Raw genomic sequence first — 13467 nt, 5'->3', positions numbered from 1 at the left:
GGTCGTGACTCGGAAGGTCGCGTCGGAGCGGTCAGTCGGTGAGCTTGCCGAGCGTCACGTCGGCGGTGAAGGACTTCCCGCCGCGGACGTAGACGACGCTCGCGTCGGAACCGGCGGCCAGGGCGCGCACCTGAGCGGTCAGGTCGGTCGCGTCGCGGACCGGCACGCCGTTGAACTCGGTGACGATGTCGCCGGCCTTCAATCCCGCCTTCGCCGCTGCCCCACCCGAGGTCACATCGCTGACGAGGGCACCGGCCACGGTGCTGTCCTTCTGGTCCGCCGAGTTGCCGACCATGGCGCCGAGCAGACCGTGCGTCGCAGAGCCGTCCTTGATGATCTCGTCGGTCACGCGCTTGACGACGCTCGAGGGGATCGAGAAGCCCACGCCGATGGACCCGGCTTCGCTGGAGGACGACGACCCGCCGCCGGCGGTGGCGATGGCGACGTTGATGCCGATCAGCTTGCCCTCGTCGTCGACGAGCGCGCCGCCGGAGTTGCCCGGGTTGATGGCGGCATCCGTCTGGATCACGGCGATGGAGATGGTCCCGGCCGATCCCGACCCCTGCTGCTGGCCCTGACCGAAGTCGAACTGGAACGGGGACTGGCCGTTCTGCCCCTGATCCTCCTGCTGCTCGCCCGAATCGGGTACCGCCGACGAGGCGATCTGGATCGAGCGGTTCAGCGCACTGACGATTCCGGTCGTGACGGTGTTGGACAGGCCGAGCGGCGCGCCGACCGCGACGGTCGTGTCGCCGACGTTCAGCTTGGTCGAGTCCGCGAAGTCGATCGGGGTCAGTCCGGTCGCGCCCGTCAGCTTGATGACGGCGAGGTCGTAGATCGGATCGGTGCCGACGACCTTCGCGTCGTAGACGCGACCGTCCGAGGTCGTCACCCGCAGGGCGACGTCCGAGCTCGCACCGTCGAGGGTGACGACGTGCGTGTTGGTCACGACGTAGCCGTCCTCGCTGAGGATCACGCCGGAGCCGGTGCCGCCGCCGTTCGACGATGTCGCACTGATGGTGACGACGCTCGGCAGGGTCTTCGCCGCGATTCCGGTGGTCTGGTTGACGTTGTCGGGGTCGTTGACGGTGACCTGGGTCGTGCCGTTCGAGGACGCGACCGTGCCGTTCTGGTGGAACACGTCGCTGCCGATCGCCGCGCCGCCCAGGCCCGAGACGGCGCCGACGATCGCGGCGGCCACGAGGACGGCGACGATCTTGCCGGAGCCGATCTTCGCGTCGTGCGGACGCGCGTGGCCGTCGTCGGCGACCGCGCCCGCCGGCTGCGACGAGAACGCCGCGCCCGGGGCGTGCTGTCCGTGTGAATCCGGGCCCTGGGAGTGCTGGCCGTACGGCTGCTGGCCGTGCGGCTGCGCGTACCAGCCCTGACCGGCCGGCTGCGCGAGGGGCGTCGTCGATGCGGTGGGCTGCGAGGGCGCACCCGAGTCGGGCATCGGCGGACGCGGCGGCACCGCTGCGTCAGGCGTGTGGGGGTCGGGGGTGTTCGAATCGCTCATGGGACTGCTCCTTTTCCGAGGCGTCTTCAGAGTGCTCCCGGAGTCTGTGGACCAGCTATGCCGACCCTCCGATCAGCCTATGGGAGCAGACGCCGCCGCGGGTCGCCCACGAGGGCGTCCCGCGAGGCGGAGCGTTACGCTGGCCCCGTGCTGCACATCCCCGGCGCCTGGCAACGCGCGGCGCGCGGCGCAGGCCTCCTCTCCCCCGCTGGCGAGCTCGCCCCGACGATCTTCGCCGAGATCACCGCCGCCGCCCTCCGCCACGATGCCGTCAACCTCGGCCAGGGGTTCCCCGACGAGGACGGACCGCCCGAGGTGCTGGACGCGGCGATCGCCGCCATCCGCGACGGAGTGAATCAGTACCCGGCCGGACGAGGAATGCCGGTCCTCCGGGAGGCGGTCTCCGATCATCAGCACCGCTTCTACGGCATCGACGTCGATCCCGAGCGCGAGATCCTCGTCACGGCCGGAGCCACCGAGGCGTTGACCGCCGCCCTCCTCGCCCTGCTCGATGGGCCGGACGACGAGGTCGTGGTCTTCGAGCCGTACTACGACTCGTACGCGGCCGCCGTCGCCCTGGCCGGTGCACGCCTCGTGCCCGTGCCGCTGCGCTGGCCGTCGCTCGAACCCGACGTCGACGAGTTGCGTGCCGCCGTCCGCGACCGCACCCGGATCATCCTCGTCAACGACCCCCACAACCCGACCGGAACGGTGTTCTCGAACGAGGTCCGCGACGAGATCGTCCGACTCGCCGAGCGTCACGACGCGCTGATCGTCACGGACGAGGTCTACGAGCACATCGTCATGGACGCCGACCACGTTCCCCTCGCGACGCTGCCCGGCGCCGCCGAGCGGACCCTCACCATCTCGTCGGGCGGCAAGACGTTCCGAACCACGGGGTGGAAGGTCGGCTGGGTGAGCGGGCCGGCAGACCTCGTCGACGCGGTGCTGGCCGTCAAGCAGTACCTGACGTACGTCAACGGAGCACCCTTCCAACCCGCCATCGCCGTCGGTCTCGGCCTGCCCGATACCTTCTTCGACGACCTCGCCGCGACCCAGCGGGAGCGCCGCGACCTGCTCGGCGCGGGCCTGCGCGACGCCGGGTTCGAGGTGTCCACGCCCGCGGGTTCGTACTTCACGGTCGCCGATGTGCGTTCGATGCTCGCTCCCGGCGAGGATGCCGCCGCGTTCTGCCGCGCCCTCCCCGAACGCGTCGGTGTCGCCGCGATCCCGCTCACCGCGTTCGCGACGCCGGAGCACCGGGATCGGTACGAGACCCTGGTCCGATTCGCGGCCTGCAAGCGGACGGACGTCATCGCCGAGGCGGCGCGGCGGCTGGCGGCATCCGCGTCGTGACCCCCCGGAGGCGGCTCAGTCGCGCGGAGCGACCGTGTACCGCCGAAGGGCCAGCGCGGGATTGACACGGCGGACGCGGGCGACGGTCGCCGCGTCGACGTGGGCGACGGCGACATCCGTGCCCGTGCCGATCGTCACGACGGGCACTCCCTGCGGGTCGATGACGACCGAGTGCCCCACGCCCAACGGCGGCGGGTGATCGGCACCCGCGACGTAGAGCGTGTTCTCGATGGCCCGAGCCTGGAGGAGCGTTCGCCAGTGATCCTCCTTCAGAGGCCCGCGCACCCACTCCGCGGCGACGAGGAGGACGTGCGCTCCCGTGTCGGCGAGCACGCGGGAGACCTCGGGGAACCGCAGGTCGTAGCAGGTCATGAGGGCGAAGCGGATGCCGCAAGCCTCGAACGTCTCGGGTTCCTCCAGCGCTCCCGGCTCCACCCAGTCCGACTCGCGCTGTCCGAACGCGTCGTAGAGGTGGAGTTTGCGGTAGCGCGCGATGAGCCCACCGGCATCCACCGCGACGACGGTGTTGCGCACGAGCCCGTCCGTGTCGGAACGTTCGACGAGCCCCGCGACGATCACGACGTCGTGGTCACGCGCCAGTGCCGTGAGGGCGGTCACGAACGCGCCGGCGAGGTCCTGCGCGTGCTCGGCGAGCGAGGCGTCGAACGGGTCGACGAAGTAACTCGAGTACTCGGGAAACAGAACGACCCGCGCGCCTCGGCCGCGGGCGCGGGCGACCAGTTCCGAGATGGCCTCGAGGTTGGCGGTCTCGTCGGCGGACGGCGCGAACTGCGCCACTGCGACGCCGAGGGGCGAGTCGGTCATGGGGTCCTTTCCGACCGCAGGCGGGTGATGACAGGGACGACGAGCCAGAGGGCGACGATGACGATGCCCAGGGCGACGCCTGCGATCCAGGATGCCGCACTCCCCACCACGACATCGAAGACGAACGCGACGACGCCCACCAGGAGCGCGGAGACGAGACCGAGGGCGGCGAGCATGCAGCCGTGACCGAAGCGGACGATCGTGGGCTTCGCACGACGTGCGAACAGGATGCGGTGCACCGAGACGGGCGCGAGGGCGACGACGGCGCTCAGGGCCGACAGGAGGACGAGGACGAGATAGCCGATGCGCTGCGCCCCGGCGAGATCCCCGAACGACGGCTGGAACGCGAGTGCGAGGAGGAAGCCCGTGAGGATCTGAGTTCCGGTCTGCAGCACGCGGAGCTCCTGGAGAACCTCGTTCCAGTTGCGGTCGGCCCGCTCGTCTCGCGTCTCGTCGCGCCCGTCCGTCTGTGCGTCGGCGGCGGCGTCGATTTCACGCGGAAGCATGTCCTCATCCTGCCGAACTCGGGGCTTTCCGGCACCGATTCGCGTCCGCCTGAAACGCGTGCTAGTGTTTTCTCTTGTGCCGCGGGGTGGAGCAGTTCGGTAGCTCGCTGGGCTCATAACCCAGAGGTCGCAGGTTCAAATCCTGTCCCCGCAACGAAAGAAGAAGGCGTCCCCTCTCCGGAGGGGGCGCCTTCTTCGTTGTCCGGCTCGATCAGGCGGGCAGCATCGCGCGCTCGATGTCGGCGAGGAAGCGCACGATCGCGCGCAGCTCATCATCGGTGTAGGCGTCCGCAGCGTCACGCATCCGCTGGAGACGCTCGCCGAAGTGGCGACGGAAGGTGACCCGCGCTTCATCCGTGAGCGCCACGATGCGGGCGCGGCGGTCATGCGGATGCGGCTTGCGGACGAGGTAACCGGCGGCCGTCAAACGGTCGAGCAGCTTCGTGGTCGACGCCGTCGAGATGGCGAGGTGGGTGGCGAGATCGTTCGGCTTGACCACCTCCCCGTGCTGCTCGCGGATGATGAGCATCCGGAGCGCGGCGAGGTCGGTCGTGTTCATGTCCATGTCACCGCGCATACCCGCGTACATTCGATCCAAGGAGTCGGAGAACGCGCGGATCGCTTCGAGGGCGCTCATCACGATGGCATCGCGCTCACTGCCCGGAACCCATGGATTGGCCACCATTGGACACCTCCTCGCTCGATAGGTAGCATGACGATTGATTGCTAGATAATCTAGCAAAGTACGGAGGACCTGTGTCAGACATCGAGTACGTCATCCTGCTGGACGACGACGGACGCGACATCGGCACCGCTCCGAAGGCAACGGTCCACGGTACCGACACGCACCTCCATCTGGCGTTCTCCTGCCACGTCTACAACTCGCGCGGCGAGCTCCTCGTCACCCGCCGCGCCCTGAGCAAAGCCGCCTGGCCGGGCGTGTGGACGAACTCGTTCTGCGGGCACCCGGGCCCCTCGGAGTCGATGGTGGATGCCGTCCACCGCCGCGCGGCCCACGAAGTGGGACTCACCCTCCGCGACGTCACCCTCACGCTGCCGCAGTTCCGCTACCGCGCCGTCGACGCGTCGGGAATCGTCGAAAACGAGATCTGCCCGGTGTACGTCGCCTACACGGACGACGAACCCCGCCTCAACCCCGACGAAGTCGCGGAGGCGCGCTGGGTCGACCCCGCCGACCTGGACACGTCGATCAGTGCCGCCCCCTGGGCCTTCAGCCCGTGGCTCGTCCTCCAGGCGCAGCAGCTCGAGTTGGTGCCAGACGCCCGCAGGAGAGCCTCGTGATCGCCCTGTCATCGATCGCCCGACGCGAGATCGATGACGCTCTCGAGGTCGCACTCGACCGCCTGCGCATCCGATCGGCCGCCCTCGGCGAAGCCTCCGCGGCGCTCGGCGAGGCGACCGCGGCATCGGCCACCGGTGGCAAGCGCCTGCGGCCCGCGCTCGTGGTCGCCGCGTTCGAGGCGTTCGGCGGCGACATCCGACACTCCCCCGGGCTCTGGCGCGTCGCCGCGGCCTTCGAGCTGCTCCACGCGGCGTTCGTGGTCCACGACGACCTGATCGACGGCGACGTCGAACGGCGCGGCATCCCGAACGTCGTCGGACGGTTCCGTGAACGCGCACACGCCCTCGGCGGCGACCACGACGATGCGAACCTGCTCGGCGCAGCCGCGGCCGTCCTCGCCGGCGACCTGCTGCTGTTCGAGGCGACGAGGCTCATCGCGACCGCGCCCGTCACCGCCCCCCATCGGGCTGCCCTCTTCGTCCTCCTCGACGACGCTCTCCTCGTCTCCGCGGCGGGCGAACTCGCCGACGTCGAGCAGACCATCGGCGCCGACCTCCCCCCGGCCGACTCGCTCATCCGCACGGCACGCGACAAGACGGCGTTCTACTCCTTCCAGGCTCCCCTCGCCGCAGGCGCACTGCTGGCGGGGGCGAGCGACGACGAGCGGGCCGCCCTCGAATCGGCCGGGTCCGCGATCGGGGTCGCCTTCCAGCTCGCCGACGACCTCATCGGCACCTTCGGGTCGCGCGCCGAGGCGGGACGCGAACCGGGGGCGGACCTCCGTGCGTCCAAGCGCACCCCGCTCATCGCCATGGCGGCCGAGACCGAGGCCTGGCCTCGCATCGCCTCCGCCCTCGCGATGGCGCCGACCGGGCCGATCGCGATCGCCGAGGCACAGCGCGAACTGGCCGCCAGCGGCGCGCGCGAGCGAGCGGTCGAATTGATCGCCGACACCCTCCGTTCGGCGCGCGGCCGTGCGGCGGACGCCTCGCTCCCCCGCGACGCCGTCGTCCTCCTCGCCGCACTGGCCGCCGCCGTCGAGGACCGCATCCCCCGATGACCGACACGCTCTACGACGAGACCGCGACGGTGGCGGCGGCATCCGTCATCCGCGCCTATTCGACCTCGTTCGGGCTCGCGACGAACCTCCTCGGCGGACGCGTGCGCCCGCACGTGCGGAACGTGTACGCCCTGGTGCGCGTTGCCGACGAGATCGTCGACGGAGCGGCCGAGGCGGCCGGCGTCCCGCTCGACGAGCAGCGGAACGTCCTCGACGCACTCGAGGCCGAGACCTACGCCGCGATCGCGCGGGGGTTCAGCGCCAACCTCGTCGTCCACGCCTTCGCGCGGACCGCCCGCCAGTGCGGGATCGCCCGCGTGCACATCGAGCCGTTCTTCACCTCGATGCGCACCGACCTTGAGCAGGCCCAGCACGACGACGCCTCGCACGACGACTACGTCTACGGTTCCGCCGAAGTCGTCGGGCTCATGTGCCTCCAGGTCTTCGTCAACGCGGGATCCGCCGCGCCGCGCGACCCGGACCCGGCCCTGGTGTCCGGCGCTCGCCGCCTCGGGGCCGCCTTCCAGGACATCAACTTCCTGCGCGACCACGCCGACGACGCCGGCCGCCTGGGCCGGGACTACCTCGGCGTCGACGGGGGCGCCGAGCGACGCGAGCAGGTCCTCGCACGCATCGATGCCGACCTGGATGCCGCGGCCGCGACGATCCCGCTCCTGCCCGCGGACTGCCGCGTCGCGGTCGCGACCGCGCACGGCCTGTTCGCCTCGCTCGCCGCCCGCCTGCACCGCACCGACGATCTCGATACGAGGGTCCGCGTCCCGAACCCCGTGAAGGCGGCGATCGCGGTCCGCGCGGCCGTCGCCCACCGCACCGTCCTCCCCGCCCGACGACTCTCCCGGAGGTCCCCCGCATGACCCGCCGCATCGCGATCATCGGAGGAGGCATCACCGGTCTCGCCACCGCTGCGCTCCTCGCCGACCGAGGCGACGAGGTCACCGTCTTCGAAGCGCTCGACGACGTCGGCGGGCGCGCCGGCAGCTGGGAGAAGGACGGCTTCCGCTTCGACACCGGCCCCAGCTGGTACCTCATGCCCGAGGTCTTCGATCACTTCTTCGCTCTGCTCGGTACCACGGCCGCCGAGCAGCTCGACCTCGTGCGGCTGGATCCCGCCTACCGCGTGTACCACGAGGGCGAGAGCGAGCCCTTCGACGTCGTCTCGGGACGGGATGCCGCCGTCGCCGCGTTCGAGGCCCGCGAGAGCGGCGCCGGCGAGAACCTCGCGACGTACCTCGACTCCGCCGGCGAGATCTACGACCTCGCGGTCTCGCGCTTCCTGTACGACCCCTACGTCTCGCTGAAGGGGCTGACCCACCCCGACGTGCTCGGCAAGCTCGGCACGCTGCTGCCGCTCCTCCTGCGCCCCCTGTCGACGCACGTCGAGAAGCGGTTCGCCGACCCGGTCCTGCGACAGGTCCTCGGCTATCCGGCGGTCTTCCTCGGGGGCTCGCCGTACGACGCGCCGAGCCTGTACCACCTGATGAGCCACCTCGACCTCGACGACGGCGTGCTCTACCCCCGCGGCGGCTTCGTGCAGATCATCCGGGCGATCGCCCGCCTCGCCGAAGAGCGCGGCGCGGTCATCCGCACCGGCAGCCGCGTCGAGCGGATCATCACCGTCGGCGACGTGGCCACCGGCATCCGTCTCGCCGACGGCACCCGCATCGAGGCGGACCACGTCATCTCGACCGCCGACATGCACCACACCGAGACCGCGCTGCTCCCGCCGGAGCTGCGGTCTCGCAGCGACGCGTGGTGGGACAAGCGCGTGCCGTCCTTTGGAGCGCTCCTGATCCTCCTGGGCGTCGAAGGCGAGCTTCCCGAGCTCGAACACCACACCCTGCTGTTCACGAAGGACTGGAAGGCGAACTTCGACGCGATCTTCGGCGCGGAGCACGCCGGTGCGATCCCCGACCCCGCCTCGTTGTACGTCTGCCGGCCGAGCGCCACCGATGACGACGTGGCGCCCGCCGGCCACGAGAACCTCTTCGTCCTCGTCCCCATGCCCGCCGCGCCCGAGCTCGGACACGGCGGAGTCGACGGCGCCGGCGACCCGGCGATCGAAGCCGCTGCGGATGCCGTCATCGCTCAGATCGCGTCGTGGACCGGTGTCGCCGATCTCGCCGATCGCGTCCGTGTGCGCCGCACCATCTCGCCCGGCGACTTCGCCGCCGACTTCGGTTCCTTCCGGGGCGGCGCGCTCGGCCTCGCTCACACCCTCGGGCAGTCGGCGATGTTCCGCCCGGGGCTGCGCTCGAAGGTCGACGGCCTTCTCTACGCCGGTCAGACCGTGCTCCCCGGCGTCGGCCTCCCGATGTGCCTCATCTCGGCCGAGCTCGTCGTGAAGCTCCTCGACGGGGACGTGTCCACCGGACGGCTTCCCGAGCCGCTCGCCTCGGAACGCTGACGGCGGTGCCCGGGCTGTACCTGGGCGCCCTGATCCTCTCGGCGCTCGGTGTGATCGCGATCGACCTGAGGCACCGCCTCGCGGTGACCGCCGACCCCGGTCGCAACCTGCTGCTGATCGCCTGCGGAACGGCCTTCCTCCTCGTGTGGGACCTGGTGGGCATCGCGACCGGCGTCTTCGTCCGCGGCGACAGCCCTCTGCTCGTCGGCATCGATCTCGCCCCCCACCTGCCTCTCGAGGAGCCGGTCTTCCTGGCGTTCCTCTGCCACCTGACGCTGGTCGTCCACGCTCTCGTCACGCGGAGACGCACGCGAGCACGAAGCCGGGACGCCGCATGACCTACCCGCTGATCGTCCTCCCGTTCGTCGTCGTCACCGTCGTCGTGACCCTCTTCTCGCTCCGCCGCCCGCAGCGACGAGAGCGCCTGGTCGCGTCGCTGTGGACCGCCGGCATCCTCGTCCTCCTGACGGCGGTGTTCGACAACGTGATGATCGCCGCCGACCTCTTCACCTACCCCGAGGAGCACATCAGCGGCATCCGCATCGGCCTCGCCCCGATAGAGGACTTCGCCTACCCGCTGTGCGTCGCCTTCCTCCTCCCGGCGATCGGTGCGCTGCTGCCCGAGAGGAGGGATGCCGCGTGACGCCCCTCCGCTTCGCCCGCCAGCTCTTCGTGTCCTCCCGCCCCGTGAGCTGGATCAACACGGCCTATCCGTTCGCGGCGGCGTATCTGCTGGCCGCACGCGAGATCGACCTCGTCCTGGTCATCGGGACCATCTTCTTCCTGATCCCGTACAACGTCGCGATGTACGGCATCAACGACGTGTTCGACTACGAGTCCGACCTGCGGAACCCGCGCAAGGGCGGAGCGCACGGAGCGATCCTCGAGAAGAGCCTGCACGCCCCCACCCTGTGGGCGTCGGGTCTGCTGGGTCTCCCTTTCGTCGTCTTCCTCGTGCTGTCGGGCCCACCGTTGTCGTGGCTCGTCCTGGGGCTCAGTCTGCTCGCTGTCGTCTTCTACAGCGCGCCGCCCCTCCGCCTCAAAGAGCGCCCCTTCGCGGATTCGGTGACGAGCAGCATCCACTTCTTCTCGCCCGCCGTGTACGCCCTCGTTCTGACCGGCGCGACGTGGACGCCGCAGCTCGTGCTCATCATCGTGGCGTTCGCGCTGTGGGGTGTCGCGTCGCACGCGTTCGGCGCCGTGCAGGATGTCGTCGCCGACCGCGAGGCGGGGATCTCATCGATCGCCACCGCGCGCGGCGCGGCGTGGACGGTGCGGTTCTCGCTCGTCGCCTACGCGGCGTCGGGCGTTGCGATGCTCGGGACCGCGTGGCCGGGACCGCTCGCCGCGATCGTCGCGCTACCGTACCTCGCCACCGTGTGGCCCTACCGTTCGGTGACCGACGCGGATGCCGCCTCCGCCACCCGCGGCTGGGACCGGTTCCTCTGGCTCAACCAGTTCGCCGGATTCGTGGTGACACTGCTGGTGATCTGGTGGGGGCTGTTCCTGTCGTGAACCGCCCCCACCAGATCAGCGGGATCACTCCCCGTCGAGCTGGATGAGCCTGTTGATGATGTCGGTGAGCGCCTTGTCCTGCTCGCCGTAGGCGGCCCAGTCACCCTTCTGCATGGCGTCGTCACGCGCCGTCATGACCTGACGGGCCTGCTGCAGGAGACGCGCGATCTCGTCGCCGACACCCGCTGGGGGCGTCTCGTTCTGTCCGCCGCCGGGCGTCGCGCTGGGGCTCGGCGACCCGCTCGGCGAAGGCGACGGCGTCGTTCCCTCATCGCCGGTCGTCGCGCCGGAGTCACCGCCGAACAGCTTGTCGAGCGCTTCCTGCAGGGTGTCCTCGAAGGCGACCTCGTCACCGAACGCGACGAGGATCTTGCGGAGGGCGGGCAGCTGGGTTCCGCTCGACGCCTGCACGAAGATCGGCTGCACGTACAGCAGACCGCCACCGACGGGGAGCGTCAGCAGGTTGCCGTTGCGGACCTCGGACTGACCCTGTCGCAGGAGGTTCACCTGCTGCGCGATGGTCTCGTTCGAGCTGAAGGTGTTCTGCACCTGACCCGGGCCGGGGACCGAGACATCCGCGCTGATCTCCAGCATGCGGAGCTTGCCGTAATCGGGGTTCTTCTCGCCCTTCGTGCTGCCGGCGTTGGCGTCGACCGCAAGGTAGCCCATGAGCACGTTGCGCTCTTGGTCGCCCTCTGCCGCCGGAATGAAGGACGTGAACATCGAGTAGGTCGGGTCCTGCTGCCCCGGCATCTGCATCGTCAGGTAGTACGGCGGCTGCAGGTTCGACTGGGTCACCGGGTCCTGCGGCGTCCGCCACGCGTTGTCGCGGCGGATGAAGGACTGCGCGTCGTCGACGTGGTAGGTCCCGAGCATGGCGCGCTGCACCTTGAACAGGTCCGTCGGGTAGCGCACGTGGCTCATCAAGTCGCCGGACATCTCGCTGATGGGGCGGAGGGTCGACGGGTAGATCTTCTGCCAGGCCTTCAGCATCGGGTCCTGGTCGTCCCAGGCGTAAAGCTTGACCGAGCCGTCGTACGCATCGACGGTCGCCTTGACCGAGTTGCGGATGTAGTTCACGTCGTCGAGCGCGACGCTCGGGGCGCGGTTCGTGGTGTCGGAGATCGCGTCCCGCAGGCTCACGATCGACGAGTACGGGTAGTTGTTGCTCAGCGTGTAGCCGTCGATGATCCAGACGACGCGGCCGTCCACGACGCTCGGGTACGGATCGCTGTCGAGCTCGAGGTAGGGGGCCACCTTCTGGACGCGATCGCGCGGGTTGCGATCGTAGAGGATCTGCGAGTCGTCGTTGATCCCGTCGGAGAACAGGATGTCGGTCGACTGGAACTTCAGCGCGTACAGCAACCGGTTGAACGGGTTGCCGATGTTCGGGCCGCCGTTGCCGGTGAACGTCGTCCGGGTCTGACCGGCGCCGTCCTCGCCGCGCGGGTAGTCGAGTTCGACCGGGTCGCTACCCTTCGGGCCGCCGACGATCGAGTAGGGCGGCGACGACTCGCCGAAGTAGATGCGGGGCTCGTACTTCGACTCGTTGGTGAGGTCGCCGGAGGTCGGGATGCCGCGCTCGAGAAAGACGGGGTCACCGTCCGCGGTGCGGTCGTTGCCCTTCGCCGCCACGACGCCGTAGCCGTGCGTGTAGACGAGCGTGTTGTTGTACCAGGACTGGGCGTTGCCCAGCTGGTCGAGGTTCAGCTCGCGCACCGACACGACGGCATCCTGCATCTTGCCGTCGATCTCGTACCGGTCGACGTCGAGCGGGTTCTGGAACTGGTAGTACGAGCGGTACTGCTCGAGCTGGCGCACGGTCGGTCCGATGATGGCGGGGTCCATGATGCGCAGCGACGCGGTGGTCTCGGCGTCGGCCCGGAGCTGACCCTTCTCGGCCGTGGTGACCGCCTCGTACTCGGTCTTCTCGAGCCCGTTGATGCCGTAGGCGAACTTCGTCGCCGCGAGGTTGCGGTCGACGTAGGGCGCCTCGTAGGTCTCGAGGTTAGGCGCGACCTGGAACTGGCTGACGGCCCACGGGTAGGCGACGCCGACGACGAGGGAGGAGACGATGAGCAGCGCGGTTCCGATGAGCGGGAAGCGCCACCGGCCGATGATGGCCGTCACGACGAACAGCGCGGCGACGATCGCTGCGGCGATGGACAGGATCGCGAGACCCGGGATGACCGCGTTGACGTCGACGTAGCTGGCGCCGGTGAACCGGTCGCCCTGCGTCGTGAGCGTCTTGAACCGGTCGAACCAGAGGCTGACCGCCTGTACGGCGAGATAGAGCGCAGCGACGATGGCGAGCTGGATGCGGGCGGCCTTGGAGATGCGGAGTTCGCGCTGCCCGACGCGCACCGAGCCGTAGAGGTAGGCGACGACGACGGTCACGAGAAGGCAGATCAGCAGCACTGCGGACGTGAAGCCGAGCACGACGCTGTAGAACGGCATCTGGAACAGGTAGAAGCCGGTGTCGAGGCCGAACTGCGGATCCTTCTGACCGGTGGTGACACCGTTGGCCCACAGCCAGGCGGTCTCCCACTGCGCCGAGGCGGCGAAGCCCGCGAAGAAGCCGAAGAAGACGGGGATGCCCCACATGGCCAGGCGTCGGAGAGGCTCGACGACCTCCTGGTAGTGATCGAGCTGGGAGCTCAGTCGGGCGTAGACCGGCCGAAGTCGGTACGCGAGCTGGATGGCTGCGAAGACGGGGGCCGCCATCGCGACGAACCCGATGACGAACATGACGACACGGGCCGTCCACTGCGTCACCAGCACACTGTCGTAGCCGAGCTGCTTGTACCACTGCCAGTCCGTGTACAGGCTGGCGAACGCGAAGAACGCGATCACCAGCACCACGAGGACTCCGACCGTGATGGCGATCGTGCGGCGAACGGGGTTCGGAGGGGTGGACGTGGCCGGTCCGGCAGGTGTCGAGGTCACCCTCTCATCCTAGGC

Annotated in this window: 13 protein-coding genes and 1 tRNA gene; 9 read left to right on the top strand and 5 right to left on the bottom strand. The window is 69.7% G+C overall.

The window, feature by feature from the left end; all coding sequences use genetic code 11:
* Nucleotides 1–31: 31 nt before the first annotated feature.
* The gene (locus tag MRBLMI1x_RS10575; protein ID WP_020097130.1) at nucleotides 32–1516 is read right to left on the bottom strand and encodes a S1C family serine protease; all 1485 of its coding nucleotides are present in this window, start codon (nucleotides 1514–1516) and stop codon (nucleotides 32–34) included.
* A 147-nt stretch (nucleotides 1517–1663) separates the two neighbouring features.
* Between MRBLMI1x_RS10575 and MRBLMI1x_RS10570 the strand changes: the two genes are divergently transcribed.
* Nucleotides 1664–2872: an aminotransferase class I/II-fold pyridoxal phosphate-dependent enzyme gene (locus MRBLMI1x_RS10570; protein ID WP_363458689.1), complete on the top strand. Its 1209-nt coding sequence runs from the start codon at nucleotides 1664–1666 to the stop codon at nucleotides 2870–2872.
* Nucleotides 2873–2887: 15 nt separating this feature from the next.
* Here the strand turns inward: MRBLMI1x_RS10570 and MRBLMI1x_RS10565 are convergent, their stop codons facing one another.
* Both MRBLMI1x_RS10565 and MRBLMI1x_RS10560 read right to left on the bottom strand, forming a co-directional pair.
* A complete protein-coding gene (locus tag MRBLMI1x_RS10565; RefSeq protein ID WP_363458687.1) occupies nucleotides 2888–3697 on the bottom strand; it encodes a carbon-nitrogen hydrolase family protein in 810 nt (269 codons plus the stop codon).
* Nucleotides 3694–4203, bottom strand: coding sequence for a DUF6328 family protein (locus tag MRBLMI1x_RS10560; RefSeq protein WP_020097127.1), 510 nt, complete (start codon nucleotides 4201–4203; stop codon nucleotides 3694–3696). The genes MRBLMI1x_RS10565 and MRBLMI1x_RS10560 overlap by 4 nt, the downstream gene beginning before the upstream one ends.
* 80 nt (nucleotides 4204–4283) lie before the next feature.
* Here MRBLMI1x_RS10560 and MRBLMI1x_RS10555 point away from each other — a divergent pair.
* Nucleotides 4284–4357, top strand: a tRNA-Met gene (locus MRBLMI1x_RS10555).
* 57 nt (nucleotides 4358–4414) lie between these two features.
* On the opposite strand, the gene MRBLMI1x_RS10550 is transcribed toward MRBLMI1x_RS10555, so the two are convergent.
* The gene (locus tag MRBLMI1x_RS10550) at nucleotides 4415–4840 is read right to left on the bottom strand and encodes a MarR family winged helix-turn-helix transcriptional regulator (protein ID WP_371129969.1); all 426 of its coding nucleotides are present in this window, start codon (nucleotides 4838–4840) and stop codon (nucleotides 4415–4417) included.
* Between the two features lie 119 nt (nucleotides 4841–4959).
* On the opposite strand from MRBLMI1x_RS10550, the gene idi reads away from it, so the two are divergent.
* From idi to MRBLMI1x_RS10515, 7 genes are read left to right on the top strand one after another with little or no spacing between them, the layout of a single operon-like run.
* Entirely contained in the window at nucleotides 4960–5505 is a 546-nt protein-coding gene (gene idi, locus MRBLMI1x_RS10545) for an isopentenyl-diphosphate Delta-isomerase (protein WP_018188240.1), read from the top strand.
* Nucleotides 5502–6566, top strand: coding sequence for a polyprenyl synthetase family protein (locus tag MRBLMI1x_RS10540; RefSeq protein ID WP_363458684.1), 1065 nt, complete (start codon nucleotides 5502–5504; stop codon nucleotides 6564–6566). The genes idi and MRBLMI1x_RS10540 overlap by 4 nt, the downstream gene beginning before the upstream one ends.
* Nucleotides 6563–7441 carry a phytoene/squalene synthase family protein gene (locus tag MRBLMI1x_RS10535; protein WP_363458682.1) on the top strand — a complete coding sequence of 293 codons (879 nt, stop codon included), beginning with the start codon at nucleotides 6563–6565 and terminating at the stop codon, nucleotides 7439–7441. The genes MRBLMI1x_RS10540 and MRBLMI1x_RS10535 overlap by 4 nt, the downstream gene beginning before the upstream one ends.
* Nucleotides 7438–8991 (top strand): phytoene desaturase family protein, encoded by a 1554-nt coding sequence (crtI, locus tag MRBLMI1x_RS10530; RefSeq protein ID WP_363458680.1) that lies wholly within the window; start codon nucleotides 7438–7440, stop codon nucleotides 8989–8991. Before MRBLMI1x_RS10535 ends, crtI begins: the two co-directional genes overlap by 4 nt.
* Before the next feature lie 5 nt (nucleotides 8992–8996).
* The gene (locus MRBLMI1x_RS10525) at nucleotides 8997–9329 is read left to right on the top strand and encodes a lycopene cyclase domain-containing protein (protein WP_363458678.1); all 333 of its coding nucleotides are present in this window, start codon (nucleotides 8997–8999) and stop codon (nucleotides 9327–9329) included.
* On the top strand, nucleotides 9326–9634 hold the full coding sequence (locus tag MRBLMI1x_RS10520; RefSeq protein WP_018188245.1) for a lycopene cyclase domain-containing protein: 309 nt from the start codon (nucleotides 9326–9328) through the stop codon (nucleotides 9632–9634). Before MRBLMI1x_RS10525 ends, MRBLMI1x_RS10520 begins: the two co-directional genes overlap by 4 nt.
* Entirely contained in the window at nucleotides 9631–10506 is an 876-nt protein-coding gene (locus tag MRBLMI1x_RS10515) for a prenyltransferase (RefSeq protein WP_020097122.1), read from the top strand. The genes MRBLMI1x_RS10520 and MRBLMI1x_RS10515 overlap by 4 nt, the downstream gene beginning before the upstream one ends.
* Before the next feature lie 24 nt (nucleotides 10507–10530).
* Here MRBLMI1x_RS10515 and MRBLMI1x_RS10510 read toward each other — a convergent pair whose 3' ends face one another.
* Nucleotides 10531–13452, bottom strand: a complete 2922-nt coding sequence (locus tag MRBLMI1x_RS10510) for a UPF0182 family protein (RefSeq protein ID WP_363458675.1) — start codon at nucleotides 13450–13452, stop codon at nucleotides 10531–10533.
* Nucleotides 13453–13467: the final 15 nt, after the last annotated feature.

Origin of the sequence: Microbacterium sp. LMI1x-1-1.1 (assembly GCF_040676205.1) — a bacterium.
Classification (GTDB): Bacteria; Actinomycetota; Actinomycetes; order Actinomycetales; family Microbacteriaceae; genus Microbacterium; species Microbacterium aquilitoris.
Note: the sequence above shows the minus strand (reverse complement) of the source record. Positions and strands in the feature narration are given on the sequence as shown.